Source organism: Actinomadura scrupuli (assembly GCF_050971785.1).
Taxonomy (GTDB): Bacteria; Actinomycetota; Actinomycetes; order Streptosporangiales; family Streptosporangiaceae; genus Actinomadura_E; species Actinomadura_E scrupuli.
Map to the genome: position 1 here is coordinate 201,565 of NZ_JBPCCU010000007.1, position 24,286 is coordinate 225,850.

General features: G+C 70.7%; 23 protein-coding genes and 2 riboswitches. Of the genes, 10 read left to right on the forward strand and 13 right to left on the reverse strand.

Annotated elements, in window-relative coordinates; all coding sequences use genetic code 11:
* Positions 1 to 34: 34 nt before the first annotated feature.
* The 4 genes from qcrB to ctaE are packed head-to-tail and all read right to left on the reverse strand — an operon-like array spanning position 35 to position 4,292.
* Positions 35 to 1,681, reverse strand: a complete 1,647-nt coding sequence (gene qcrB / locus ACRYCC_RS29295; RefSeq protein ID WP_433816947.1) for a cytochrome bc1 complex cytochrome b subunit — start codon at positions 1,679 to 1,681, stop codon at positions 35 to 37.
* Complete coding sequence (gene qcrA / locus ACRYCC_RS29300) at positions 1,678 to 2,796, reverse strand: cytochrome bc1 complex Rieske iron-sulfur subunit (protein WP_433816948.1); 1,119 nt, start codon at positions 2,794 to 2,796, stop codon at positions 1,678 to 1,680. Before qcrA ends, qcrB begins: the two co-directional genes overlap by 4 nt.
* Positions 2,789 to 3,652 (reverse strand): cytochrome bc1 complex diheme cytochrome c subunit, encoded by an 864-nt coding sequence (gene qcrC / locus ACRYCC_RS29305; RefSeq protein ID WP_433816949.1) that lies wholly within the window; start codon positions 3,650 to 3,652, stop codon positions 2,789 to 2,791. Before qcrC ends, qcrA begins: the two co-directional genes overlap by 8 nt.
* A gap of 19 nt (positions 3,653 to 3,671) precedes the next feature.
* Positions 3,672 to 4,292 (reverse strand): aa3-type cytochrome oxidase subunit III, encoded by a 621-nt coding sequence (gene ctaE, locus ACRYCC_RS29310; protein ID WP_433816950.1) that lies wholly within the window; start codon positions 4,290 to 4,292, stop codon positions 3,672 to 3,674.
* Positions 4,293 to 4,514: 222 nt separating this feature from the next.
* On the opposite strand from ctaE, the gene ACRYCC_RS29315 reads away from it, so the two are divergent.
* Positions 4,515 to 4,931: a type 2 periplasmic-binding domain-containing protein gene (locus ACRYCC_RS29315; RefSeq protein ID WP_433816951.1), complete on the forward strand. Its 417-nt coding sequence runs from the start codon at positions 4,515 to 4,517 to the stop codon at positions 4,929 to 4,931.
* Positions 4,932 to 5,007: 76 nt separating this feature from the next.
* The gene (gene trpD, locus ACRYCC_RS29320; RefSeq protein WP_433816952.1) at positions 5,008 to 6,057 is read left to right on the forward strand and encodes an anthranilate phosphoribosyltransferase; all 1,050 of its coding nucleotides are present in this window, start codon (positions 5,008 to 5,010) and stop codon (positions 6,055 to 6,057) included.
* A gap of 65 nt (positions 6,058 to 6,122) precedes the next feature.
* Here trpD and ACRYCC_RS29325 read toward each other — a convergent pair whose 3' ends face one another.
* The 3 genes from ACRYCC_RS29325 to ACRYCC_RS29335 all read right to left on the reverse strand — a co-directional run bounded on the left by ACRYCC_RS29325 (position 6,123) and on the right by ACRYCC_RS29335 (position 9,044).
* Positions 6,123 to 6,410 (reverse strand): Lrp/AsnC family transcriptional regulator, encoded by a 288-nt coding sequence (locus ACRYCC_RS29325; protein ID WP_433816953.1) that lies wholly within the window; start codon positions 6,408 to 6,410, stop codon positions 6,123 to 6,125.
* Between the two features lie 94 nt (positions 6,411 to 6,504).
* On the reverse strand, positions 6,505 to 7,257 hold the full coding sequence (locus tag ACRYCC_RS29330) for a rhomboid family intramembrane serine protease (RefSeq protein WP_433816954.1): 753 nt from the start codon (positions 7,255 to 7,257) through the stop codon (positions 6,505 to 6,507).
* Between the two features lie 56 nt (positions 7,258 to 7,313).
* A complete protein-coding gene (locus ACRYCC_RS29335) occupies positions 7,314 to 9,044 on the reverse strand; it encodes a DEDD exonuclease domain-containing protein (RefSeq protein WP_433816955.1) in 1,731 nt (576 codons plus the stop codon).
* A 330-nt stretch (positions 9,045 to 9,374) separates the two neighbouring features.
* On the opposite strand from ACRYCC_RS29335, the gene ACRYCC_RS29340 reads away from it, so the two are divergent.
* The 6 genes from ACRYCC_RS29340 (at position 9,375) to ACRYCC_RS29365 (ending at position 16,477) form a co-directional block, all read left to right on the forward strand.
* Positions 9,375 to 10,481: an NYN domain-containing protein gene (locus ACRYCC_RS29340; protein WP_433816956.1), complete on the forward strand. Its 1,107-nt coding sequence runs from the start codon at positions 9,375 to 9,377 to the stop codon at positions 10,479 to 10,481.
* A gap of 60 nt (positions 10,482 to 10,541) precedes the next feature.
* A complete protein-coding gene (locus ACRYCC_RS29345) occupies positions 10,542 to 10,748 on the forward strand; it encodes a hypothetical protein (protein WP_433816957.1) in 207 nt (68 codons plus the stop codon).
* Between the two features lie 129 nt (positions 10,749 to 10,877).
* Positions 10,878 to 11,852 carry a C40 family peptidase gene (locus ACRYCC_RS29350; RefSeq protein ID WP_433816958.1) on the forward strand — a complete coding sequence of 325 codons (975 nt, stop codon included), beginning with the start codon at positions 10,878 to 10,880 and terminating at the stop codon, positions 11,850 to 11,852.
* Between the two features lie 297 nt (positions 11,853 to 12,149).
* Positions 12,150 to 12,335: riboswitch (cyclic di-AMP (ydaO/yuaA leader) on the forward strand.
* Positions 12,336 to 12,681: 346 nt separating this feature from the next.
* A riboswitch (cyclic di-AMP (ydaO/yuaA leader) is annotated at positions 12,682 to 12,862 on the forward strand.
* A 9-nt stretch (positions 12,863 to 12,871) separates the two neighbouring features.
* Positions 12,872 to 13,807 (forward strand): CHAP domain-containing protein, encoded by a 936-nt coding sequence (locus tag ACRYCC_RS29355; RefSeq protein ID WP_433816959.1) that lies wholly within the window; start codon positions 12,872 to 12,874, stop codon positions 13,805 to 13,807.
* 88 nt (positions 13,808 to 13,895) lie between these two features.
* On the forward strand, positions 13,896 to 15,176 hold the full coding sequence (locus ACRYCC_RS29360) for a hypothetical protein (RefSeq protein ID WP_433816960.1): 1,281 nt from the start codon (positions 13,896 to 13,898) through the stop codon (positions 15,174 to 15,176).
* Positions 15,173 to 16,477 carry a M48 family metallopeptidase gene (locus ACRYCC_RS29365; protein WP_433816961.1) on the forward strand — a complete coding sequence of 435 codons (1,305 nt, stop codon included), beginning with the start codon at positions 15,173 to 15,175 and terminating at the stop codon, positions 16,475 to 16,477. The genes ACRYCC_RS29360 and ACRYCC_RS29365 overlap by 4 nt, the downstream gene beginning before the upstream one ends.
* A gap of 21 nt (positions 16,478 to 16,498) precedes the next feature.
* Here the strand turns inward: ACRYCC_RS29365 and ACRYCC_RS29370 are convergent, their stop codons facing one another.
* The 4 genes from ACRYCC_RS29370 to ctaC all read right to left on the reverse strand — a co-directional run bounded on the left by ACRYCC_RS29370 (position 16,499) and on the right by ctaC (position 20,984).
* The gene (locus ACRYCC_RS29370; protein WP_433816962.1) at positions 16,499 to 17,806 is read right to left on the reverse strand and encodes a L,D-transpeptidase; all 1,308 of its coding nucleotides are present in this window, start codon (positions 17,804 to 17,806) and stop codon (positions 16,499 to 16,501) included.
* Positions 17,807 to 18,081: 275 nt separating this feature from the next.
* A complete protein-coding gene (locus ACRYCC_RS29375) occupies positions 18,082 to 18,492 on the reverse strand; it encodes a cytochrome c oxidase subunit 4 (RefSeq protein ID WP_433816963.1) in 411 nt (136 codons plus the stop codon).
* A 3-nt stretch (positions 18,493 to 18,495) separates the two neighbouring features.
* The gene (gene ctaD / locus ACRYCC_RS29380; RefSeq protein ID WP_433816964.1) at positions 18,496 to 20,166 is read right to left on the reverse strand and encodes an aa3-type cytochrome oxidase subunit I; all 1,671 of its coding nucleotides are present in this window, start codon (positions 20,164 to 20,166) and stop codon (positions 18,496 to 18,498) included.
* Positions 20,163 to 20,984 (reverse strand): aa3-type cytochrome oxidase subunit II, encoded by an 822-nt coding sequence (ctaC, locus tag ACRYCC_RS29385; protein WP_433816965.1) that lies wholly within the window; start codon positions 20,982 to 20,984, stop codon positions 20,163 to 20,165. The genes ctaD and ctaC overlap by 4 nt, the downstream gene beginning before the upstream one ends.
* Before the next feature lie 153 nt (positions 20,985 to 21,137).
* Between ctaC and ACRYCC_RS29390 the strand changes: the two genes are divergently transcribed.
* The gene (locus ACRYCC_RS29390) at positions 21,138 to 22,274 is read left to right on the forward strand and encodes a cysteine desulfurase family protein (RefSeq protein WP_433816966.1); all 1,137 of its coding nucleotides are present in this window, start codon (positions 21,138 to 21,140) and stop codon (positions 22,272 to 22,274) included.
* Positions 22,274 to 22,579, forward strand: a complete 306-nt coding sequence (locus tag ACRYCC_RS29395) for a sulfurtransferase TusA family protein (RefSeq protein WP_433816967.1) — start codon at positions 22,274 to 22,276, stop codon at positions 22,577 to 22,579. Before ACRYCC_RS29390 ends, ACRYCC_RS29395 begins: the two co-directional genes overlap by 1 nt.
* A 229-nt stretch (positions 22,580 to 22,808) precedes the next feature.
* On the opposite strand, the gene ACRYCC_RS29400 is transcribed toward ACRYCC_RS29395, so the two are convergent.
* Together ACRYCC_RS29400 and ACRYCC_RS29405 are read right to left on the reverse strand one after the other, a co-directional pair.
* Positions 22,809 to 23,771 carry a carbohydrate kinase family protein gene (locus ACRYCC_RS29400; RefSeq protein WP_433817214.1) on the reverse strand — a complete coding sequence of 321 codons (963 nt, stop codon included), beginning with the start codon at positions 23,769 to 23,771 and terminating at the stop codon, positions 22,809 to 22,811.
* A 150-nt stretch (positions 23,772 to 23,921) separates the two neighbouring features.
* A complete protein-coding gene (locus ACRYCC_RS29405; RefSeq protein ID WP_433816968.1) occupies positions 23,922 to 24,284 on the reverse strand; it encodes a HesB/IscA family protein in 363 nt (120 codons plus the stop codon).
* Between the last annotated feature and the right edge of the window lie 2 nt (positions 24,285 to 24,286).

Below are 24,286 nucleotides of genomic sequence, written 5' to 3' on the forward strand. Positions count from 1 at the left end.
GGTGGCAGGCCTTCACAGGCTCCCTGCGGGCCGATCAGCCCTTGGTCAGCTCCGCCTTGTGCTCGTCGTGCTTCCCGGCCTCCTGGCCGCTCTCGATCTCTCCGTGGCCGCTGCCATGGCCGTTCTCCAGCGGGATCGGGATCGAGTCGAAGGTCCAGAACCGGGTCAGCCTCGCCCGCAGGTGCCCGATCGGGCCCTTGACCGCGGGGATGCCGCCCTCGTCCACCGCGGGGAGCTCGGGCTGGGCCTCCTCCTTGCTGAGGATGACCGCGGCCAGCTCCGGCCGCGCCGGCCGGTGGATCTCGATGTACTCGCCCTCCGGGGTCATCTTGATGATGCCGCTCTCGACCCCGTGCTCGACCACCGCCGCGTCCTTGCGCTGCAGGCCGAGGCAGATCCGCCGGGTGATCACGAAGGCGGCGAGCGGCAGCAGGAAGACCGCGAACCGGAAGAACCAGGTGGTGCCGTACAGCGACACGTCGAACTTGTCGGAGATGATGTCGTTGCCGCCGGCCAGCCACAGCGTTCCGTAGAAGGTGACCGCGGTCATGCCGATCGCGGTGCGCACCGGAGCGTTGCGGGGCCGGTCGTTGACGTGGTGCTGCCGCCGGTCGCCGGTCACCCAGCGCTCGATCCACGGCCACAGGGCGGCGCCGGTCATGACGATGCCGAGCGGCCCCAGCGCCGGGATCACCACGTTCCAGGGGATCGTGTGGCCCCAGAGGTTGGTCTCCCAGTTGGGCATGATCCGCAGCGAGCCCTCGAGGAAGCCCATGTAGAAGTCGGGCTGCGAGCCCGCCGAGATCGCGGCCGGGTCGTACGGACCGAACATCCAGATCGGGTTGATCTGGGCGAAGGTTCCCAGCAGCGCGATCACGCCGAAGGTGAACAGGAAGTACGCGCCGGTCTTGGCCATGAACACCGGGTAGAACGGGTAACCGGCGACCTGCTCGTTGGTCTGGCCCTTGCTCGGCATCGCGGTGTGCTTCTGATGCCACATGATCATCATGTGCGCGGTGACCAGCGCCAGGATGATGCCGGGGATCAGCAGCACGTGCAGGGTGAAGAACCGGGGGATGATGTCCTGACCCGGGTACTCCCCGCCGAACAGGAAGAACGACAGGTACGTCCCGACCAGCGGGATGGACTGCATCACGCCCGCGGTGATCCGCAGGCCCGCGCCGGACAGGGCGTCGTCCGGCAGCGAGTAGCCGAACAGTCCCTCGACCAGGGCCAGCGTGAACAGTCCGAGGCCGATGAGCCAGTTGAGCTCACGCGGCTTGCGGTACGCGCCGGTGAAGAACACCCGGAGCATGTGGGCCATGATCGAGGCGACGAAGAGGATCGCCGCCCAGTGGTGCAGCTGCCGCATGAGCAGGCCGCCGCGCACGTCGAAGCTGATGTGCAGCGTCGAGGCGTAGGCCTGCGACATCTGCACGCCGTTCAGCTTGGTGTACGAGCCGTTGTAGACCACCTCCATCATGCTCGGCTGGAACCAGAGCGTGAGGAAGGTGCCGGTCAGCAGCAGGATGACGAAGGAGTAGAGCGCGATCTCGCCCAGCATGAAGGACCAGTGGTCCGGAAAGACCTTCTTCACGTTGCGCTTGAGGAACCCGACGGTACCGAGCCGCTCGTCGACGAAGGTGATCGGTGCGTCGACCGCCTTAGGCAGTGTGCTCATTGCTGAGTGGCACCTCGCTCCCAGAAGCTCGGGCCGACCGGGACCTTGTAGTCGCTGGTGGCGATGAGGTACCCCTCTCCGTCCACCGCGATCGGCAGCTGCGGTAGCGCACGCGCCGCAGGCCCGAACAGGACCTTGGCTCCGTCGGTCGCGTCGAAGGTGGATTGATGGCACGGGCAGAGGATGTGGTGCGTGGTCTGCTCGTAAAGTGCGGCCGGGCAGCCGACGTGCGTGCAGATTTTAGAATATGCGACGATTCCGTCGACGTGCCAATTCTCCCGGCCCTTGACCGGCTTGAACTGCCCGGGGGGCACGTTGATCACGATGGTGGCCGCCTTGGCCAGCTCGTTGATCGGATCGTGCGTGCCCTCGATCCCCTCGGGCACCACGGTGATCATGCTGCCCGGCGAGTTGAAGTCACTCGCCTTCAGCGGCCGGTTGGTGCCGTCCACCAGCAGCCGGACCCCCGGCTTGCCCTGGGACCTGGCCTTCTCGACCGCGTCCCGCCAGAAGGTGTGCCGGAGCTTCTTCTCCGGCAGCGGCCCGAGGTCGCGCAGCAGCAGCAGCGGGGCCAGGCCCAGCGGGGCCGCCGCGAGCAGCAGCGTGCGGCGCAGCAGCGGCCGCTTGGTGATGCCGCTGTCCTCGGCGCCCTCGGCGAAGTTCTCGGCGAACGTCTGCCGGTCGGCCGCCGAGGAGGCCAGCTCGTGACGCTCCTGGATGATCTGCTTGGACGTCATGAGCCGGCGCACCCAGATGGTCACGCCGATCGCCATCGCCAGGAACGACACCGTCATCGCGCTGCCGAGCGCGTAGTTGGACTCCTGCGCCCGGTCGATGCCGTGCATGCCGCCGTGGCGGCCGCTCCAGCCGATGAAGTAGACGATGAAGGCCATGCTGGCGAAGAACGCGATCAGGAAGAAGGTCGCGACCACGCGCTCGGCCTTCTTCGCCGCGTCCTCGTCGAGCTCGCTCGGCTCGCGGTCCGGGGTGGGCTCGTCCGCGGCGAGCAGGGTGCGGGACTCGGCCGGCGAGGGCGTCCCGATCACTCGGCGGGGCGGAGCGGGCCGGTCGGCGCCGTTCTGGGGCTCTTCAGAGCTGCCATAGGTGTCAGTCATGCTGCTTCTTCAGCTTCTTGGGCTTCTTCGCGGTGATCCACATCGCTGCGAAGACCAGCAGGCCGATACCGATGAGCCAGCCCGCGAGGCCTTCCGCGACGGGGCCGATGCGGCCCAGTCCGTTGCCACCGGGGTTGACCTCGTCACGGGTCTGGACGACATAGGCGATGATGGCGCGCTTCTGCTCGGGCGTGATGGTGGTGTCGTTGAAGACCGGCATCGCCTGCGGGCCGGTGATCATGGCCTCGTAGATCTGCTGGTCCGTGGCGTCCTTCAGCGGCGGCGCGTACTTGCCGTAGGTCAGGGCCCCGCCCTCACCGGCGAAGTTGTGGCACTGCGCGCAGTTGGTGCGGAACAGCTTGCCGCCGAGCCCCACCTGGGAGTCGTCCGGGCTGGCCTGCTCCTTGGTGGGGATGGCCGGCCCGCCGCCGAGGGAGGCGATGTAGTTGCTCAGGTCGGTGAGGTTCTGCTGCGCCTTCGGGTTGAGCTTGGGGTTGAAGGCGGGCACGGGCTCCTTGCGCGGCATCTGCGCGCCCGGGTTGGCCGCCGGCATGCGGCCGGTGCCGACCTGGAAGTCGACCGACGCGGCCCCCACGCCGATGAGGCTGGGCGCGATCGTGTTGCCCTTCGCGTCCCTGGTGCCCTCGGCGTTGAGCCCATGGCAGCTGGCGCAGTTCTGCTCGAACAGCTGCCGGCCGTTGGCCTGGGCCCGCGCCGCGGCCCTCGAATCGGCCGCTTCGGCACGATCGGTACGCGGTGAGAAGCCGGCGTACACGACGCCGATGGCCGCCAGGGCGACCAGCACAACGGCGTAGCCCGCCCACGGGCGCCGTCGCCATGCGGTGAACCATTTCACGGATTGTCCCCGTTCCGGGCTACTTGATCAGGAAGATGACGCTGAAGAGGCCGATCCAGACCACGTCAACGAAGTGCCAGTAGTACGACACGACGATCGCGCTCGTCGCCTGCTCATGTGTCCAGCGCTTCGCCGCGTAGGTGCGTCCCAGCACGAACAGGAAGGCGATCAGGCCGCCGGTCACGTGCAGGCCGTGGAAGCCGGTGGTCAGGTAGAAGACCGAGCCGTAGGCCGAGGAGGAGAGCGTGAGGCCCTCGCCGTGGACCTGCTCGGCGTACGAGATCGCCTGCCCGATGACGAACCAGAGGCCCATCAGCAGGGACACCACGTACCAGATCCGGAGTTTGCGGACGTCACCTCGCTCCGCCGCGAACACGCCCAGCTGGCACGTCACACTCGACAGCACGAGCACGACGGTGTTGAACGTGTCGAACGGCAGGTTGAGCTTCGTCCCGGGCCACTCACCGTGCGGCTCCGCCTTGGTGACGGACCTGATCGTGAAGTACATCGCGAACAACGCCGCGAAGAACATGAGCTCGGACGACAACCAGACGATCGTCCCCACGCTGACCAGGTTGGGACGATTGGCCCGAGCGCGGGGTGTTGTCTCTATCGCGGATGCTGTTGCCACGCCCAGCATTATTGCGTGCCTCGCGGCCTCCCGGCGCAGGACCCCCCGTTAAGCACGCCGCATGCCCCCAACCGAGGAGTCATGCCCGCGCCCGCGCGGTTCGTCACCTCCCGTGCCGCGTGAACTGCGGCCCCTCCGCACCCCCGGCGGGACGGGCGGTGAACCGGCGCCGGGCGCGGCGGCGCGCTCCGGTCCCCCCGCAGGCCCCCCGAGGCGGTAACATCCGATGCCATGAGCACCGCCGACGCCGTGATCAAGATCCTTGTCTACAGCGACAACGCGAACACCCGCGCGCAGGTGCGGCTGGCGATCGGCCGCCGGCCGGCCGCCGACCTCCCGAAGGTCGAGTTCGTGGAGTACGCCACCCAGGCCGCCGTGATCGAGCAGCTCGACCGGGGCGGGATCGACGTGATCGTGCTGGACGGCGAGGCGCGCCCGGGCGGCCTGGGCATCTGCCGCCAGGCCAAGGACGAGGTCTACGACTGCCCGCCGGTGCTGGCCATCATCGCCCGCCGGGACGACGGCTGGCTCGCCACCTGGTCGCGCGCCGACGCCGTCGTCGACCAGCCGCTGGACCCGATGGCCGTGGCCAACACGGTCGCCGACCTGATCCGGCAGCGCATGGCCACCCGGCTTCCCGTCCTCTGAGCACCGGCTCACCGGACCCGCCCCACCCCCGACCCGGGGGCTCCGCCCCCGTTCACTCCGATCGCGAGGGCACTCCATGGACACGCGCACGACCTGGTCCGCACTGCTCAACGCACTGCTCGCCGGCGAGTCCCTGTCGGCCGAGGAGGCCTCGTGGGCGATGAACGAGATCATGACCGGCGAGGCGACCGACGTGCAGATCGCCGGATTCGCGATCGCGCTGCGGGCCAAGGGCGAGACCGTCACCGAGGTGTCCGGCATCGCCGACGGGATGCTGGCCAACGCCACCCCGATCCACATCCCCGGTGACATCGTCGACCTGGTGGGCACCGGCGGAGACCGCTCGCACACGGTCAACATCTCCTCGATGAGCGCCGTCGTCGCGGCCGCCGCCGGGGTGAAGCTGGTCAAGCACGGCAACCGGGCCGCGACGTCCTCCTGCGGCGCCGCCGACCTGCTGGAGGAGCTCGGCGTCGCCATCGACCTGCCGGCCGCCCGGACCGCGGACATCGCCGACGAGGTCGGCATCACCTTCTGCTTCGCCCCGCTGTACCACCCGGCCCTGCGCTACGCCGCCAAGACCCGCAGCGAGCTCGGCACCCCGACGGTGTTCAACTTCCTCGGGCCGCTGACCAACCCGGCCCGGCCGCGCGCCCAGGCCGTGGGCGTCTTCCACCCGCGCATGGCCGGGGTGCTGGCGGGCGTGTTCGCCGAGCGCGGCTGCTCGGCGCTGGTCTTCCGCGGCGACGACGGCCTGGACGAGCTCACCACCTCCGGGACCTCCGCCGTCTGGGTGGTCCGCGAGGGCACCGCGACGCAGACCACGTTCGACCCGGCGGAGCTGGGCATCCTCCCCGCCACCCCGGACGATCTCCGGGGGGCGGACGCCGCCTACAACGCGAGGGTGGCCAGGGCCGTCTTCGCGGGCGAGCCCGGCCCGGTACGCGACATCGTGCGGCTCAACGCGGCGGCCGCCCTGGTCGCGGCGGAGGGCGCCCCGCCTCCCGAGAAGCTCACCGCGGCGCTGCGGGACGCCTACGCCCGGACGGCGGAGGTCATCGACTCGGGGGCCGCCGCGGCGCTGCTGGACCGCTGGGTGAGCGTCTCCCGGGCCATGCGGGCCTAGCCCGCCGCCGGGCCGGCACGGCTAGTCGCGTCGGGCGGGCACCGCCAGCGCCGGGCCGGCCACGGCTAGTCGCCGTCGGGCAGGCCCAGCGCGAAGGCCGCCTCGAGGTCATGGCGGGAGTAGGTCTGGAAGGCGATGTGGGTCGCGGTGTGCACCACGCCCTCGACCTTGTTCAGGCGTCCCGGGATGACCTCGGCGAGCTCTTCGTGCCGGTGGACCCGCACCATCGCGACCAGGTCATGATCGCCCGTGATCGAGTAGACCTCGCTGACGCCCTCGAGCCTGGCGATGCTCTCGGCCACCTCGGGAATCCGGGCCACGTCGGCCTTGACCAGCACGATCGCAGTGATCACAGTACGCCTCCCTCGTTGCACACCCGTCCGACCTTATAGCGATCACGTTGCCGCCCGGCCCGGGACGGCACCGGCTCCGCCGCGCGGCGGGCGGCTAGCGCCAGCCGGCCAGTGCCGCGGCCCGGCGGCCGGCCCGGGAGTGCCGCGACAGCAGGCCGAACCCCAGACCCGCGACGAACCCGAAGATGTGGGCGACGTAGGCGGTGCCGCTCTCCTGCTGCGAGGCGATGGCCAGCCACTGGAAGATGAAGAACTGGCCGAGGACCACCCAGGCGGGCAGCCGGAACGGCAGGACCGACAGCACCAGCGCGATGGTCCTGGACCGGGGGTACATGATCAGGTGGGAGCCGAGCACGCCCGCGATGGCGCCGGAGGCCCCGATGAGCGGCACCGCCGAGTCGGGATAGGCGATGGCGAAGCCGTAGGCGGCGACGTAGCCGCAGATCAGGTAGAAGACCAGGTAGGGCAGGCGGCCCAGCCGGTCCTCGGTCGCCTGGCCGAAGACGAACAGGTAGACCATGTTGCCGAGCAGGTGCAGCCAGTTGGCGTGCAGGAACATCGAGGTCAGCGCCGACAGCCAGGGGATCTTGTCGAACACCCGGGGGCCGCACTCGGCCTGCACCTCGCGGGGCAGCGGCTGCTGCTCGTTGCTGGTCAGTTCCCGGGGTACGGCGCCGTAGTGGAAGTTGAACGTCGTCTGCTCGCACTTGCGGGCCTGGGTGTCCTCGGTCCCCACCGCACCGGCCATCGGGGAGAGCAGGAAGACCACGACGTTGATCGCGATGAGCAGATAGGTGACCACCGGAGCACGCCGGGTGGGCTGGTTGTCGTACAGCGGCAGAGCCACTACCGCACCTCCCCCGCTCCGACGGCGCCCCAGCCTAGGGCCATCCGGGGTGCGGCTCAATCCGGCGGGCGCACGGCCGCGTACCCCCGCTCGATCCACGCCCGCATGCCCTCCGCGCCGTGGGCCGGGCAGCTCCAGACGCCGTCCAGCTCGACCAGCCGCGCGCCGGGCACCTCCAGCCAGCGCAGGATGCACTCGCTCTCCTCCGGGGTGGCGGCGAGCAGCGGCCGCTCCGCCGTGCCGTCCAGCACGGTCTCGGCCGTGGCGATCAGCGCGTCGACGTACGGGCGGGGCTGGGCGCCGGGCGGGATGACGCCGCTGGCGGCGAGCCGGCCGCGCCGGACCACCGCGACCTCCCAGCCGCCGGCGAACCCGGGCCTGGCGGCGACGAGCTGGGCGCAGCGGGCCAGCGCGACCAGCCGCTGGCAGCGGGCCGCGGCCCGGATGAAGGCGGCCAGCCGGTCCCGCTGGGTCGCGGCCTCCTCGAAGCGCAGCTGCCCGGCCAGCCGCTCGATGCGGGTCCGGGCGGCGGCCACCACGGGCCGGGCGTCCCCCTCCATGAGCGACCGGGCGGACGCGACGTGCCGGGCGTAGCCGTCGGTGCTCTCCCGGCCCTCGCACGGGGCACCGCACCGGCCGAGCTCGGCCAGGGCGCAGGTGCGGGCCCGGCCGGCCTCGATCAGCCGGGGGGTGAGCCGCTGGGTGCACTGGCGCAGCGGCACCGTCTCGTGCAGCGCGGCGCGCGCCTCCTCGGCCAGCCGGGTCGACCCGAACGGGCCCAGGTAGGCCGAGCCGTCGTCGCGGCAGTCCCGGACGATGGACAGCCGGGGGAAGTGCTCGCCGACGGTCAGCTTGAGCCACAGCGCCCGCTCGGGGTATCTGGACCGCCGGTTGAAACGCGGCTTGTGCTGCGCGATCAGCCGCAGCTCGCGCACCTCGGCCTCCAGGCCGGTCGGGCAGACGATGGGCCGCACCCGCTCGGCGAGCCCCACCATCTCGCGCACCCGCCGCCGGGTCTCCGAACCGGTGAAGTACGAGCGGACCCGGGTGCGCAGGTCGCCGCTCTTGCCGACGTAGAGGATCTCACCGCGGGCGTCCTCGAAGAGGTAGACACCGGGCTCGCCGGGCAGGCCGTCGGCGAGGTGCCGTTTGGCCTGCTGCTCGGGGGTGGGCGCCTTGGCGAAGCTCTTGAGCTCCTCCAGCGACGCGACGCCGAAGGAGCCCAGCCGCTCGATCAGCCCGTGCAGCACGTCGACGGTGGCCCGGGCGTCGGCCAGCGCCCGGTGCACGGGCTCGGTCGAGGACCGGAAGAAGCGGGCGAGGGTGGCGAGCTTGTGGTTGGGCACCTCGTCGCGGGTGAGGACCCGGCGGGCGAGGTCCGCGGTGTCGACCACCGGGAAGGCCGGCCAGGGGTAGCCCTGGCGGGTGCAGGCCGCCCGCAGGAACCCGATGTCGAAAGGGGCGTTGTGCGCGACCAGCACGCACCCGCGGGCGAACTCCAGGAACGCCGGCAGCACGGTCTCCATGGTGGGCGCCCGGACGACCATCTGCTGGGTGATGCCGGTGAGGACGGTGATGAACGGCGGGATCGGCATGCCCGGGTCGACCAGGGTGCCCAGATCGCCCAGGTGCACGCCGCCGCGGACCTTCACCGCGCCGATCTCGGTGATGGCGGACTCGGCCGGGGACCCGCCCGTGGTCTCCAGGTCGACCACCACGAACGTCACGTCGGCCAGCGGGGTGCCGAGATCGTCGAGGGTGCCCTGGATACCGCCGCCGGTCGTCATGGCGGGAACCGTACGGCGTGCCACCGACATTCCGGTGGTGGCCGGGTGCGCAGGGCTATCCTCGACTCGCCGCCTGTAACGATCGCCATGTGAGGGCAAAGGAGCGAGACCATCGACACCGGCTCGGAAGAACGCCTCGACCGGCCGCTCCCCGAAGCGGTCCGGCAGCGTGTCGTCGAGGCGGCGGCCGAGCTGATCGGGACGCTGCCCCCCGACGAGGTCCCCCAGCCGCTGCGCAGGTTCGCCCGGTTCGAGCCGCGCAAACGGGCGAAGCTGGCCGCCGCCCATCTGGCCGCGCAGCTGGAGAAGGACCCCGCCTTCCGGGACCGGGTGGCCACGCGGGTGCGGGAGGTCAACCCGGAGCTCGGCGCGGCCCTGGAGGCCGGCACCGTCCCCGGGGCCGCCGACCCCGCGCACGTCGCCGCCGTCGCCTACCTGCTGCGGCCCGCGGGCTGGACCGCCCTGGTGGAGACGGCCCGGGCGGAGCTCGACCGCGCCGCCTCGGCGGCCGAGGAGGAGGCGGCCGCCCGGGAGCTGGCCGCGCTCCGGGAGCAGCTCGAGGCCGCCAGGTCGGCCCGCGCCGATGAGATCGACAAGCTCCGCGGCGAGCTGCGGGACGCCCGGATCGAGGCGGCCGAGCTACGCCGCAGGCTGCACGAGGCGCGCACCCGGGCCAAGGCGGCGCAGGAACGCGCCGACGCCCTCATCGAGGCGGCCGGCCAGGAGCGGACGGCGGCCTCCGCCGCGACCTCCGCGGCGGAGAAGGAGCTGCGCCGGCTGCGGGGCCGGCTCTCGCAGGCGGAGACCGCCGCCGAGATCACCCGCCGGGCCACCCGGGAGGGCCGCAACATCGAGGACGTCCGGCTGCGCCTGCTGCTCGACGCGCTCGTCGACGCCGCCCAGGGCATCCGCCGCGAGCTGGCCCTGCCGTCCACGATCGGCCGCCCGGCCGACACCATCGGCGCCATCGAGCCGCAGAAGCTCGCCCACCGCGCCCTTCCCGGCCGGGCGCTCTCGGACGACGATCCGCAGTTGCTGGAGCAGTTGCTGACGCTGCCCCAGGTCCATCTGATCGTCGACGGCTACAACGTCACCAAGACCGGGTACGGCGACCTGCCACTGGCCGACCAGCGGACCCGGCTGCTGTCCGGGCTCGGCGGGCTGGCCGCCCAGACCCGCGCCGAGATCACCTGCGTCTTCGACGGGGCCGAGCTCGACGCGCCCGTCGCGATCTCCGCGCCGCGCGGCGTGCGGGTGCTGTTCAGCCGTCCCGGGCAGACCGCCGACGAGCTCATCGGCCGGCTGGTGCGGGCCGAGCCGGAGGGGCGGGCCGTCGTGGTGGTCTCCTCCGACCGTGAGGTCGCCGACGCGGCCCGCCGCGCGGACGCCCGGCCCGCCTCCTCGGCCCTGCTGCTGAGGCGGCTACGCCGCGGCTGACCGCGTTTCTGTCGGTCCCCGCTCCTACTGTCGGTGGCATCTCGGAGACAGGGAGGGACCATGCTGATCGAGTGCGCGACGTGCCGGATGCGCGGCCTCGGATGCGGCGAGTGCGTCGTGACCGCGCTGCTCGGCGAGCCGGCCGGGGTGCCCGCGGGCTATCCGCCCGACCTCGACGAGCGCGAGCGCCGGGCGCTGGCCGTGCTGGCCGACGCCGGGCTGATCTCCCCGGCGCTGCCGATGGCCCCAGGTGAGCGCGCATCGTGACCCACTGAGCACCATTCGCTGGCAACTCGGCACTAATACTGATAAGTCCTCCTGATTCGGTTGTGACGGTGGTGGCTACTCACTAGTGTCATCCGCTGAGATAGCCGGATGAAAGGGGCGTGCCGCGTCGTGGCCATTGACGGTGCGCGCAAGATGTGCAGTGCGGCCTGCCTCGCACTGGTGACGACCCTGGCGCTGCCGGTCGGAACCGCCCAGGCCGCGCCCAAGCCCTCCGCCGCAGAGGCGAGGAAGAAGCTCAAGCAGCTCAACGACCAGGTCGACCAGCTGGTCGAGAAGTACAACAAGGCCCGGGACGACCTGGCCGCGGCCCAGAAGAAGCTGAAGGCCGTGAAGACGTCCGCGGCCCAGGAGCAGGCGACCTACGCCGGAATGCGCCAGCGCGTGGCCGAGATGGCCGCCACCGCGTACAAGTCCGGCGACATGACCGATGTGTCCACGTTCATGTCCGCCAGCAACCCGCAGACCGTGCTGGACCAGGTCGCGGTGTTCTCCCAGCTCTCCAAGAACCGGTCCTCCCAGCTCGGCCAGTTCCTGCTCTCCGCCCAGCGCCTGCAGCGTCAGCTCGGCCAGGTCAAGGAGTCCACGGAGGAGATCAAGGGCCAGTTCAGCAAGATCAAGGCTCAGCAGGCGGTGCTCGACAAGGCCGTGGCCAAGCAGAAGGCACTGCTCAGGCAGGCGGGCGGCGAGCCCTCCAATGGCGGCGGAACCATCGGCGGCACCTACAACGGCCCCGCCACGGGCAACGCGCGGGCGGCCCTGAACTACGCCTACGCCCAGCTCGGCAAGCCGTACCACTACGGTGGCGCAGGTCCGAACAGCTTCGACTGCTCCGGCCTGACGATGATGGCCTGGCGCGCCGGCGGCGTCTCCCTGCCGCACAACGCGGCCGCGCAGTACAACGCCACCCGCCACATCAGCCGGGAGAACCTGCAGCCGGGTGACCTGGTCTTCTTCCAGGGGCTGGGCCATGTGGGCATCGCCGTGGACAAGAACCAGATGATCGAGGCACCGCACACCGGCGTCAACGTCCGACTCTCCTCCATCTCCTCGCACGGCGGTTTCCTGGCCGGCGGCCGTCCCTGAACCATCCCGCACGAGACCTCCAGACGGGCCGGGCTTTGCCCGGCCCGTCTTATTTTTGCAGGTCACTTGCCATGTCTAGGGTTTTTGGTACTGTATGTCCGGTTGGGGCGCTTCCCAAGCGTCACGATCCCATCACTCGGCTCGGTCCGCCCACGCACCTGCTCCACCCCAGGAGTACGGCCGGCAGGGCGGTCCGCTTCCAGGGCCGGGTGACACGAACCCACATCCTCACATCGCGTTCGCCTCGAACCTGATCGGACCCCGAAAGGCCCGTGCGGCCTCATCCGGCTCATGTTCGCGGCGGCAACGCCGAGTCCGCCCTCGGGCGGAACCGGGGACCCAAGCGGGTGGCCCCGGGGACGGAGTCCCCGACGGCCGCCCAGGGGTGAATCGGCGCACCTTCCTCCCACGCCAGGTGCGCCGTAGGGCGACTTCCAAGCCCGAATCCGTCAGCTAACCCGGTAGGCGTCTGGAAGAAGGAGCCCTCCTTGTCCCGCCACGCTCTTCCCGTGACCCCTCACGCACTCCCCCGCCCCATCCGGCCCGCGAGCCCGGCCCCGCCGTGACCACCGGTCGGCTCCCCCTCGGCCCGGGCCGTCACCGGTCAGATCACCGGTCAGGTCACCCACGTCGCCGGCCCCTCACCCATCCGGCCGGACGACGGACCACGACGAGCCCCTGCGCCGAACGCCGCAGGACCATCTTCCCTGGTGCGGCACCGTCCCGCTGAGCGGCCATCGCCCCTCAGCCGGACCGCTCCCCCGTGAGCGCCCATTCCTACCGATCCAGCACGTTTGCCATTTCTTAATCAGTGGAGGCGCCCCCTCGCGGGCGCCGACCGCCGAGTCCGCGTACCCGCGGAGCCGGGGACCCATTCCGCGAAGCCGACCTGAGGCATGCCTCGGATCGTCTCGCACGGGGTGAATCGACGAACGCCCGAGGGCTTCGCCGTAGGGCCGCTTCCAGGCCCGAACCCGTCAGCTAACCCGGTAGGCGGCATGGAAGAAGGAGAACATGTCATGCCAGGTCGACACCGGAAGTCCCGCAGCAACGCCCTCGCCCTCCGGCTGGCCGGCGGCCTCATCACCGGCACCGCGCTGACCGCCACGGTCGCCGCCGCCTACGCCGGGACGGCCTCCGGGAAGCCCGTGCTCGGGCAGGGGACGGCGAACGCCGCTGTGGTCACCCCCGCCGGGGCCATGGTCAACGCCGCCGCGCACACGCCGGCGAAGATCACCGCCGCCGGCACCCTGCAGGCCGTACCCCTCCGGGCCGCCCATGCCCGGCTGGCCGCCCGGCAGGACGCCCGGCAGCAGGCGGTGCGGCAGCCGGCGGTGCGCCCGCAGGAGGCCCGCGCGGCAGCACCCCAGCAGGAGGTGCGCAAGCAGGACCCGGGCAAGCAGCCGGCCGGCACCAAGCAGGTCAAAGCCGAGCAGGTCAAAGCCGAGCAGGTCAAGAAAAACGCGGCACCGGTGGCCAGCGCCCAGGACGTCATCAACCTCGCCAAGAAGCAGGTCGGCATCGAGGAGAACGCCAACGGCGTCACCAAGTTCCAGCAGTGGTACATGACCACGCCGCAGGCCCGGATGACGGTCCGGCGTGACGGCGGGACGATCTCCGGCTACGGCGACGCGGCCTGGTGCGACATGTTCGTCTCGTGGGTGGGCCAGCAGGTCGGGGTCCGGGGCATGGGCCAGGACGCCTACACCGTCGAGCACGCCAAGTGGTTCCAGAAGGCCGGCCGCTGGGGCACGACGCCCAAGCCGGGCGCGGTCGTGTTCTTCGCCTGGAACGGCGGCGGCACCGACGGCATCGAGCACGTCGGCCTGGTCGTGAAGGACAACGGCGACGGGACGATCGAGACCGTCGAGGGCAACACCAACGACGCGGTCATGGTTCGGGAACGTTCCACTGACTCGGTTGTCGGATACGGGTACCCCGAGTACGCGAAGTAGGCGGGCATACCCGCCCACTAGGATCTGGCCCATGGACGCCGGGCCGGCAGAGTCGTCCGCCGCCTCCCCGAATCGCCCTCGGGGAGGCGTGCGGGCACTCGTCGTGGCCATCGGGGCCGCCGCCGCGCTCACCCTGGTGATCGCGATCGGCGCGGTGTCCCTGCAGTACGGTCGGGACTCCGGCGTACGGCCCTCGGCCTCGCCCGGGGCGAACTCCCCCGCACCCGACCGGGCCGCCGTCGCCGCGCTGCTCGCGCTGCAGGCCAGGGCGGTGCGCACCCATGACAGGGCCGCCTTCCTCGCCGTCGTCGATCCTGCCCAGCCCGCCTTCCTCGCCCGCCAGGGCGAGCTGTTCGACAGCCTGCGGCGGCTTCCGCTGTCCGGATGGCGGCAGGAGGCCGACACCGGCTATCCGGCCACCGCGGGCCCCCTGGGGGCCACCCTGCGCCTCACCCTGCGCTACCGGCTGGCGGGGTTCGACGGCTCCGACGTGGTCAGCACCCGCTATCTCACCTTCGCCCGCCACCCCCGGACCGGCTGGCTGATCACCGGCGACGGCTCCGCGCAGGGGCTGCGGGACGACGCCGAGATCTGGGACGGCGGCCCGCTGACCGTGGTCAAGGGCAGACACAGCCTGGTCATCGGCAACAGCACCACCTCGTCCTGGCTGCACGAGATCGCCCGGCGTCTCGACCAGGCGGTCCCGATCGTGACGGGCACGGTGGGCACGCACTGGGCGCGCACCGCCGTGGCGCTCGTCCCGGGTGACGAGCAGCAGGTGGAGTCCCTGATCGGCGGCGGCCAGAGCCTGCGCGAGATCGCGGCGCTCGCCACCGTCACCAAGGACCCCGGCGGAGCCGCGCACGGCCAGGACCGGGTGATCATCGCCCCGGACACCTTCGCCAAGCTCAACGCCCTCGGCCGGCACGTGGTGCTCACCCACGAGCTCACCCACGTGGCCACCGGGGGCGCGCGCGACAACCGTACGCCCATCTGGCTGATCGAAGGGCTCGCCGACTACGTCGGCTACAAGGGCCTCAAGGTCTCCGTGCGATCGGCGGCCCGGGAGCTGCGGACCGAGGTCGCCGCGGGCCGGATACCCCCCGGGCTGCCCGGCCGCGACGATTTCGCCGGCGCCTCGGGAGGGTTGTCGCAGGCCTACGAGCTGGCGTGGCTGGCCTGCCGGATGGTGGCCGAGCGCTACGGCGAGGAACGGCTGGTGAAGCTGTACCGGGCGGCCGGAGCCAAGCAGGCCGGTGCGAGCGACCCGGCCCGCCAGCAGGAGTACGCGCTCCGCACGGTGCTCGGTCTCGGCACCGCGGCCTTCACCGCCCAGTGGCGGGACTACCTGCGCGAGGAGCTCGCGTGAGGGACGGCCGGCGGGCCGCGGCGCTCACCCTGACCGGCCTGGGACTGACGCTGCTGGTCACGCTGGCCCTCTCCACGCCCTGGCGGCCGCTGCCCGGCCGCATCCCCGGTCATCCGCCGGCCGGCGCGGTGGCGTCCGAGCCGGCACGCGACTTCACCGCCGCGCAGCTCGCCCGCTCGGCGTCCTTCAGCGCGGACCTGCGGGCACCGGCCCTCCTCGGCCTCGCCGCCGGGCTGCTGGCCGTCCTGGCGCTGGGGCTGAGCCCGCTCGGCGCGAGGCTGCTGGGCGTGGTCGTCCGCCCGGTACGGCGATGGCCGGTGCAGGTCGTCGTGGCGGCCCTGACCCTGACGGCCGTGCTCCAGGCGGTTGCGCTGCCGTTCGGCGTCTGGAGCGAGACGGTGCTGCGACGCTACGGGCTGTCCACCCAGGACTGGCCGGGCTGGGCACTGGACCGGCTCAGGTCCGCGGCCATCGTCGCGCTCACCTGGATCGTGGCGCTGGTGCTGCTGCACCTGCTGGTACGGCGCTTCCCCCGGCACTGGTGGGCGCCCGCGGCGGCGGGCGGCTTCCTGCTGGTCGTGATCTTCTCGTTCCTCTATCCGGTGCTGGTCGAGCCGCTCTTCAACTCCTTCACCCCGATGAAGCCGGGCCCGCTGCGCACCGAGCTCCTGCGGCTCGCCGCGGCCGACCACGTACCGGTCCGCGACGTGCTGGTGGCCGACGCCTCCCGCCGCACGACGGCACTGAACGCCTACGTCTCGGGTTTCGGGCCCACCCGCCGGATCGTGGTGTACGACACGCTGCTGGCCGCCGCTCCGCCGGACGAGATCAAGCTGATCGCCGCGCACGAGCTGGGGCACGCCAAGCGGGGAGACGTGCTCTACGGGACGCTCGCCGGGGCGCTGGGGGTCTCGGCCGGGGTCTGCCTGCTCTACCTGACCGTCACCTCCCGGCGGGTGCTCGCACGGGCGGGGGCGGAGTCGCCGGCCGATCCCCGGGCCGTCTGCCTGGTCCTGGCCGTCGTGACGGTGCTGGCCCAGGCGGCGGGCCCGGCACAGAACCTGGTCACCCGCCGCATCGAGGCCCGGGCCGACGTGCACTCGCTGGACCTGACCCGGGACCCGGTGACCTTCACTCGGATGCAGCGGGCCCTGTCGGTGCGCAACATCTCCGACCTGCGGCCCGCCCCGGCCGAGTACGCGCTGTGGGCGACGCACCCGAGCGGTCCGGAGCGGATCGCGTCGGCCCGCACCTGGGCCCGGCTGCACGGTGTCGCGGAGCCTCCCCCGCTGGTGCCCTGACCCGGCGTCCGGGCGGACGGATCAGCTCCGCGCGGGGCTCGCCGACGGCGTGGCCGTGACCGACGGGCTCGGGGTGGCCCCCGGGGTCCCGGAGGCGCCGGGGGTGGCCGCCGGAGCGCTCGGCTCACCGGAGGTGTCGCCGGGGGCGGCGGCGAGCACCGAGGTGCCGTCCAGCGCGGCCGTGGTCACGGGCCGCTTGAGCGCGGAGTAGCGCAGCCACTCCTTCCAGGTCTCCTGCCAGTAGCCCCAGCCGTTGCCGGGCTCGAGCTCCCGGTCGGTGCCGGTCACCTGGACGATGTCGCCCCGGTAGCTGAAGTGGTAGAACCAGATGGCGTTGGCCGGCGACAGGTTGATACATCCGTGGCTGACGTTCTCCGAGCCCTGGGAGCCCACCGACCAGGGCGCGCTGTGCTCGTACTCCCCGCTGTCGGAGATGCGCACGGTCCAGTACACGTCCTCCCGGTAGTAGTCGGGACAGCCCGGCCCGCAGCCCGTCGTGGTGGAGTCCATGACGGTGAGGTACTCCTTGCCCATGGTCAGGTGCAGGCCGTTGGTGGTCGTGTACTTGCGGATGCCGCCCTTGCCCATGCTGAGCGGCATCTCCTTGATGACCTTGCCGTTCTTCTTGATCACCTGGTGGTGGTTCTTCGAGCTCGCGACGGTGATGTGCGAGTCGCCGATCCGGAAGTTCAGGTCGATGTTCTTGGCGAGGTAGGAGTCCTTGGCCGCGCGGGCCCCGGTCAGATGGCCGATGACCCGGACCTTGGTGTTGGCCGGCCAGTACTTCTTGGTGCGCCACACCAGGCTCTGGCTGTCGAGCCAGTGCCAGGCGCCGACGACCGGGACCGTCGACCGGACCTCCAGGTTCTTCTCGACCTGCTCCCGGTTGGCCACCGGCTTGTCGAAGTGCAGGATGACGGGCATCCCCACGCCGACCTTCTCGCCCTGGTCCGGCGCGACGACGGCGGCCTGGATCACCTTCTTGGCCTTGAGGGTGGTGAAGTCGCTGGTGACCGTCTTGGTCTTGCCGTCCAGCCCCAGCGCGGTGACCAGGACGTGGTAGTCCGTGGCCGGCTCCAGCGCCCAGCGGGACTGCCACTGCGTGGCGTCGGGGGTCATCGCCCCCTCGACCTTCGCGCCCTTGGTGGTGACGGTGACGTTCTGGATCTTCCCGTCGGTCGCCCGCACCGTGACGGGGCCGTCCGGGGGCACGTCCGTGGTCCCGTTGGCCGGCACGACCGCGAGCTTGGCGGTCGGCCCGGCGACGCCGGTGTGCTTGCCTCCCGTGCAGGCGCCGGCGGCCGAGACCACCATCATGCCCAGCGCCAACCCCGCGAACGTTCGTGCATGGCGACTCCGCCGTCTCACCGGGGTAATGACGCTGACCCGCACCGCCGACCTCCTGGAATCACCCTTGCGGATGGTTTTGAGTCATTGATCCATAACGACGGAATCCGTGCGGCCATCGGCCCACGGATACAGCCTTCCCCTGAAGGGACGTCATCTATCCAGCGATGGTTCACTCTGACGCCCACGAAATTATGAAGGGAGCCGGTGTTAGCGTGGCCGCGAACACCGGCTCCCTTATGGTTCTTTTCCCGGATTCAGTCTGAGAACTGACCTCGGTAATACTCGAAGACGAGGCCGATCGAGCTGAGAATGGTGCAGGCTACGCCGAGCGTGACCAGCCACCAGCCGAAGACCATTCCCAGCGCCACCATCGCGGCGGACGCTCCCACGAACAGCGGCCACCAGCTGTGCGGGCTGAAGAAGCCCAGCTCACCGGCGCCGTCCGCGATGTCGCCCTCCTTGTTGTCCTCGGGGAGCGGACCGCCCCCGGCCTTCTCCAGGCGCCGGACGGTGAAGTGGACGTAGAAGGCCACCAGCCCGGCCAGGCAGACCGAGAGGGCGAGCGCGGTCGTCCCGGTCCAGTCATGGGACAACAGCCAGTAGGCGATGTCGGTGACCAGGAAGAAGAGGGCGCAACCGTAGAACATGTACGCCTGGAAACGCATGCTTTATCCCTCCGCACCGACGGGCAGCTCGACCTTGCCGGCGGCATGTGGATGGTGCAGGTCGAAGGCGGGCCGCTCGGAGCGGATCCGCGGGATCGAGGTGAAGTTGTGCCGCGGGGGCGGGCAGGACGTCGCCCATTCCAGCGAGCCGCCGTGACCCCACGGATCGTCCACCTCGACCTTCTTGCCCTTCTTCGCGGTGATGTAGACGTTGTAGAGGAACGGCAACGTCGAGGCACCCAGCACGAAGGACGCAAGGGAGGAGAAGGTGTTCAGGTCGGTGAACTGGCTCGCGTAGTCGGCATACCGACGCGGCATGCCCTCGGCGCCCAGCCAGTGCTGGACCAGGAAGGTGCCGTGGAAGCCGAGGAACAGCATCCAGAAATGGATCTTCCCGAGCCGGTCGTTGAGCATCTTGCCGGTCATCTTCGGCCACCAGAAGTAGAAGCCCGCGAACATCGCGAACACCACCGTGCCGAACACCACGTAGTGGAAGTGCGCCACCACGAAGTAGGAGTCGCTGAGCTGGAAGTCCAGCGGCGGAGTGGCCAGGATGACCCCGGTGAGACCACCGAACAGGAAGGTGACCAGGAACCCGATCGACCACAGCATCGGTGACTCGAAGCTCAGTTGCCCTCGCCAGATCGTGCCGACCCAGTTGAAGAACTTCACCCCGGTCGGCACCGCGATCAGGAAGGTCATGAACGAGAAGAACGGCAGCAGCACCTGGCCGGTCACGAACATGTGGTGCGCCCACACGGTGATGGACAGCCCGGCGATGGAGATCGTCGCGCCGACCAGTCCGACGTAGCCGAAGATCGGCTTGCGGCTGAAGACCGGCAGGATCTCGGTCACGATGCCGAAGAACGGCAGCGCGATGATGTAGACCTCCGGATGGCCGAAGAACCAGAACAGGTGCTGCCACAGCAGGGCGCCGCCATGGGATGCGTCGAAGATGTGGGCGCCGAACTTGCGGTCCGCCTCCAGCGCCAGCAGCGCCGCGGCCAGGCACGGGAAGGCGATCAGCACCAGGATGCTGGTCAGCAGGGCGTTCCACACGAAGATCGGCATCCGGAACATCGTCATGCCCGGGGCGCGCATGCACAGGATCGTGGTGATGAAGTTGACGCCACCGAGGATGGTGCCCAGACCCGAGATGGTCAGACCCATGATCCACAGGTCCCCGCCGACGCCGGGCGAGTGCATCGCGTCCGACAGCGGCGTGTAGGCGAACCAGCCGAAGCTCGCCGAGCCGCCCGGGGTGATGAAGCCGCTCACGGCGATGAGGCTGCCGAACAGGTACAGCCAGTACGCGATCATGTTCATCCGGGGGAACGCCACGTCGGGCGAGCCGATCTGCAACGGCATGATCACGTTGGTGAAGCCGGCGAACAGCGGTGTGGCGAACATCAGCAGCATGATCGTGCCATGCATGGTGAACAGCTGGTTGTACTGCTCGTTGCTGACGACCTGTGATCCCGGCGTGAAGAGCTCAGCGCGCATGATGAGCGCGAGGACCCCGCCGAACAGGAAGAACGCGAACGACGTGATCAGGTACATGTAGCCGATCACCTTGTGGTCCGTGGACGAGATCCAGGACACGATGATGCGTCCCTTGCTCGTCCGCGCCCCCGGGGTGGCCGGCAGTGTCGCCTGGTGACTGGTGGCCGTCACTGGGCCCCCCCAACTGCCTTGCGCTGGTCGATGAACGTCTGGAATTCCGCGGGGGTGACGACCTTCAGCTGGAACAGCATCCGGCTGTGGTCGACACCGCACAGCTCCGCACAGCGGCCCTCGTACGTCCCCGTCCGGGTCGGCGTGATCTCGAACTGGTTGTCCTTCGGGCCGGGCATGACGTCCTTCTTGTAGAGGAAGGCCGGCACCCAGAACGAATGGATGACGTCGTTGGTGTGCAGGTTGAAGCGGACCGTCTTGCCGACGGGGATCACCAGGACGGGCTTGGTGCCCGGGTTGGCGTCCGGCGCCGCCGGCGTCCCCACCACGCTCACGGGCGATCCGTCGGCCCGCTTGTACTGCGGGTAGTCGAACTGCCAGCTCCACTGGAACGCGATCACGTTGACCTGGACGTCCGGGGACTTCGAGGTCTTCTCGATGTAGTTCTCGTCACGCGCGGTGAAGTAGAACAACACGGCGATCATGATGAAGGGGACCGCGGTGTAGAGCATCTCGATGGGCAGGTTGTAACGCACCTGCGGCGGGAGGTCGTCCGAGCGCTTGCGGTGGAACAGCACCGCCCAGATGATCAAACCCCAGACGATGGCGCCGGTGGCGAAGGCGGCGATCCAGGAACCCTGCCAGAGGGTCAGGACGCGCTTGCCCTGCTCGGTGATCGGCTCGGGCAGGCCGAGGCGGGCGGCCTCACCGCTGCACGCGGTGGCGGTCAGCGCCAGCAACGACAGCATGCCGGCGCTCGTCGACGCGCGGCGGCCGCGCGCGGGCGTACGCCGCTCCCTAGAGCGGGTCGGACTCACGGAATGCCTTCCCTTGTTCAGGACCGTGCGGATCAAGCCCGGGAGGCCGGGCCGTCAGGTCTGTTTTCACACGTGTGGAGCACACATTAGCGTGCAGGTGCCACACCCCCCGCCCGGGTCCCCGGTTAGGGTCGTGTTGTGACCGGAGCGAACATGACCACGGCATACTTCGACGCGGCCTCCACCGAACCCCTGCACCCCGCCGGCCGCGCGGCCCTGCTGAGCGCTCTGGAGGACGGCTGGGCCGATCCCTCCCGGCTGTACGGAGCCGGGCGCAGGGCGGGGCATCTTCTCGATCAGGCCCGGGCCCGTACGGCGGCGGTCCTGGCGGTGCGGCCCGACGAGGTCTCCTTCACCTCCTCCGGGACACAGGCCGTCCATCTGGCCGTGCTCGGCGGCCTGCGGGCCCGGCGGCGGACCGGCCGGCACCTCGTGGTCAGCGCCGTCGAGCACTCCAGCGTGCTGCACGCCGCCGAACTGCACGAGCGGGAGGGCGGCTCCGTCACCACGGTCGGCGTGGACCGGGCAGGCCGGGTCGATCCGGCCGAGTTCGCCGCGGCGCTGCGGCCCGACACCGCCCTCGCCTGCCTGCAGTCCGCCAACCACGAGGTCGGCACCGTGCAGCCGGTGGGCGAGGTGGCCGAGCTGTGCCGGGCGGTGCAGGTGCCGCTCTTCGTCGACGCCGCCCAGTCGGCGGGGCGGGTGGCGATCCCCGACGGCTGGTCGATGCTGGCCGCCAGCGCGCACAAGTGGGGCGGCCCGGCCGGGGTCGGCGTGCTGGCCGTCCGCAAGAACACCCGCTGGCGCTCCCCGCTGCCCGACGACGAACGCGGGGGCCGGCGGGTCCCCGGGTTCGAGAACGTCCCGGGCGCGCTGGCCGCGGCCGCGGCGCTCGAGGCCTACGCCGCCGAGATGGCCGCCGACGGCCCCCGCCTGTCGGCCCTGGTCGACCTGATCCGGGACCGGATTCCGCGGGTCCTCGCCGATGTCGAGGTGGTCGGCGACCCCGAGCGCAGGCTCCCCCACCTGGTGACCTTCTCCTGTCTCTACGTGGAGGGCGAAGCGTTGATCACCGAACTGGACCGGCTGGGTTTCGCCGTCTCCTCCGGCAGCTCCTGTACGGCGGATACGCTGCGACCGAGCCACGTGCTGGAAGCGATGGGAGTGATTACGCATGGAAACGTCCGGGTATCGCTGCCTCGTGGGGCGAATGCGACCAACGTCGATCGTTTCCTGGCCGTGCTCCCCGACGCCGTCGCCCAACTACGCCGCACCGCAGGAGTGACCTGATGAGCTTCCGACGTCGCGCCCGGAACGCGCCGACGCCCCCCTCCCCGGCATCGGCCCCCCCGGCACCGCGACGGGAGCCGCCCTACCTGATCATCGACGCGCTCGGCCGCAAGTGCCCCATCCCGATCATCCTGCTGGCCGAGCGCATCCGCGAGGTCCCGGTCGGCCAGGTGGTGGTGGTGACCGCCGACGACGTCGCCGCCCGCACCGACGTGCCGGCCTGGTGCCGGATGAAGTCCCAGGACTTCGTGGGCGAGGAGACCCTCCCCCGCGGCTGGGCCTTCCACATCCGCCGCATGTACTGACCTCATGGCGCTCGCACGCGTCCATGGCGCTCGCACGCGCTCATGGCGCTCGCTCCGCTCACGCGGCGTACGGGCGCTCTTACGCGGCGTCTTCCCTCGTCACGTGCTCGCTCGTGCCTCGCTGCGCGCGTTCCTCGGTCCAGACGCCGCGCGCCCGTACGCGCCCCAGTCACCGCAAGTGGCACTGTCCCGCCCGGCCCGGCGCCTGGGCGCCGGGCGGGCGGCCTGATCAGGTGAGGTGGGGGGCGACGTCGGCGGCGGCGTCGGCGCCGTAAGCGTGCGAGAGGCGCTCGATGAAGCGCGGCCCGGCCAGGGTGTACTCCTGGCAGCCGGCGCTCTCCAGCGCGTGCGCCGCGATGAGGTTGCCGACCTGGGCGGCGCGCTCCAGGGACAGGCCCCAGGCGGTCGCGGACAGGAATCCGGCCCGGAAGGCGTCGCCGACGCCGGTCGGGTCGACCTTGCCCTCCTCCGGCGCCGCGGGCACGTGCAGGCCCCGCTCGCCCACCCGGTCGATGACGACCCCCTTGGCCCCGAGGGTGGTCACCCGGACCCCGACCCGCTCCAGGATCTCGCCGTCCGACCAGCCCGTCTTCTGCTCGGCGAGGGCCTTCTCGTACTCGTTGGTGAACAGGTACGCGGCGCCGTCGATGAGCGTGCGGACGTCCTCGCCGTCCATGCGCGCGAGCTGCTGGGACGGGTCGGCCGCGAACGCGATGCCCCGGGTCCGGCACTCCTCGGTGTGCCGCAGCATCGCCTCGGGGTCGTTCGGGCTGATGACGACGAGGTCCAGGTCGCCGAGCGGCGCGAGTTCGATGTTGCGGGCGTCGCTCATCGCACCGGCGTAGAACGAGGCGATCTGGTTGTGATCGTCGTCGGTCGTGCAGAGGAACCTGGCGGTGTGGTGCAGCTCGGAGACGTGCACGCCCGAGCTGTCGACCCCGTGGCGCTCCAGCCAGGACCGGTAGTCGGCGAAGTCCTCGCCGACCGCGCCCACCAGGATCGGCCGCTGTCCCAGGCAGCCCATGCCGAAGCAGATGTTGGCCGCGATGCCACCGCGCCGGATCTCCAGCTCGTCGACCAGGAAGGACAGCGACACCCGGTGCAGCTGGTCGGGAATGAGCTGGTCGGCGAACCTGCCGGGGAAGGTCATCAGGTGGTCGGTGGCGATGGAACCTGTCACGGCGATGCGCACGGCGTCGCTCTCCTCGTCTGCTGTGGTCACGGGCCCGGAAAGACTACTGCTCATCGCACCACGAGACCGACCTGACGGGCAGCCTCTAAAAGGGCAGAAAGTAGATCAGCCCGGGCGACATGGTCGCTCGGGCCGATTTACCTTGGTGCTCTAGCTGAAGGAGTCCCCGCAGGCGCAGGAGCCGCCGGCGTTGGGGTTGTCGATCGTGAAGCCCTGCTTCTCGATGGTGTCGACGAAATCGACCGTCGCGCCGCCCAGGTAGGGGGCGCTCATCCGGTCCACGACCACGTGCACACCGCCGAAGTCGTGAACCTGGTCACCGTCGAGCTGCCGCTCGTCGAAGAACAGCTGGTACACCATGCCGGAGCAGCCGCCCGGCTGGACGGCGACACGCAACGCCAAGTCGTCGCGGCCCTCCTGCTCCAGCAGGCTCCTGACCTTCTCCGCGGCCGCGTCGGTGAGAAGAACACCCTGCTCGGTGGTCTGCTGCGTGGTCTCGCCTGAAACCGTCATAT

Excerpts from the sequence above, each read along its gene's own strand:
- qcrB (WP_433816947.1), bottom strand. The coding sequence starts at position 1,681 with ATGAGCACACTGCCTAAGGCGGTCGACGCACCGATCACCTTCGTCGAC.
- qcrA (WP_433816948.1), bottom strand. The coding sequence starts at position 2,796 with ATGACTGACACCTATGGCAGCTCTGAAGAGCCCCAGAACGGCGCCGAC.
- ctaE (WP_433816950.1), bottom strand. The coding sequence starts at position 4,292 with ATGCTGGGCGTGGCAACAGCATCCGCGATAGAGACAACACCCCGCGCT.
- ACRYCC_RS29315 (WP_433816951.1), top strand. The coding sequence starts at position 4,515 with ATGAGCACCGCCGACGCCGTGATCAAGATCCTTGTCTACAGCGACAAC.
- trpD (WP_433816952.1), top strand. The coding sequence starts at position 5,008 with ATGGACACGCGCACGACCTGGTCCGCACTGCTCAACGCACTGCTCGCC.
- ACRYCC_RS29335 (WP_433816955.1), bottom strand. The coding sequence starts at position 9,044 with ATGACGACCGGCGGCGGTATCCAGGGCACCCTCGACGATCTCGGCACC.
- ACRYCC_RS29345 (WP_433816957.1), top strand. The coding sequence starts at position 10,542 with ATGCTGATCGAGTGCGCGACGTGCCGGATGCGCGGCCTCGGATGCGGC.
- ACRYCC_RS29355 (WP_433816959.1), top strand. The coding sequence starts at position 12,872 with ATGCCAGGTCGACACCGGAAGTCCCGCAGCAACGCCCTCGCCCTCCGG.
- ACRYCC_RS29375 (WP_433816963.1), bottom strand. The coding sequence starts at position 18,492 with ATGCGTTTCCAGGCGTACATGTTCTACGGTTGCGCCCTCTTCTTCCTG.
- ACRYCC_RS29390 (WP_433816966.1), top strand. The coding sequence starts at position 21,138 with ATGACCACGGCATACTTCGACGCGGCCTCCACCGAACCCCTGCACCCC.
- ACRYCC_RS29395 (WP_433816967.1), top strand. The coding sequence starts at position 22,274 with ATGAGCTTCCGACGTCGCGCCCGGAACGCGCCGACGCCCCCCTCCCCG.
- ACRYCC_RS29405 (WP_433816968.1), bottom strand. The coding sequence starts at position 24,284 with ATGACGGTTTCAGGCGAGACCACGCAGCAGACCACCGAGCAGGGTGTT.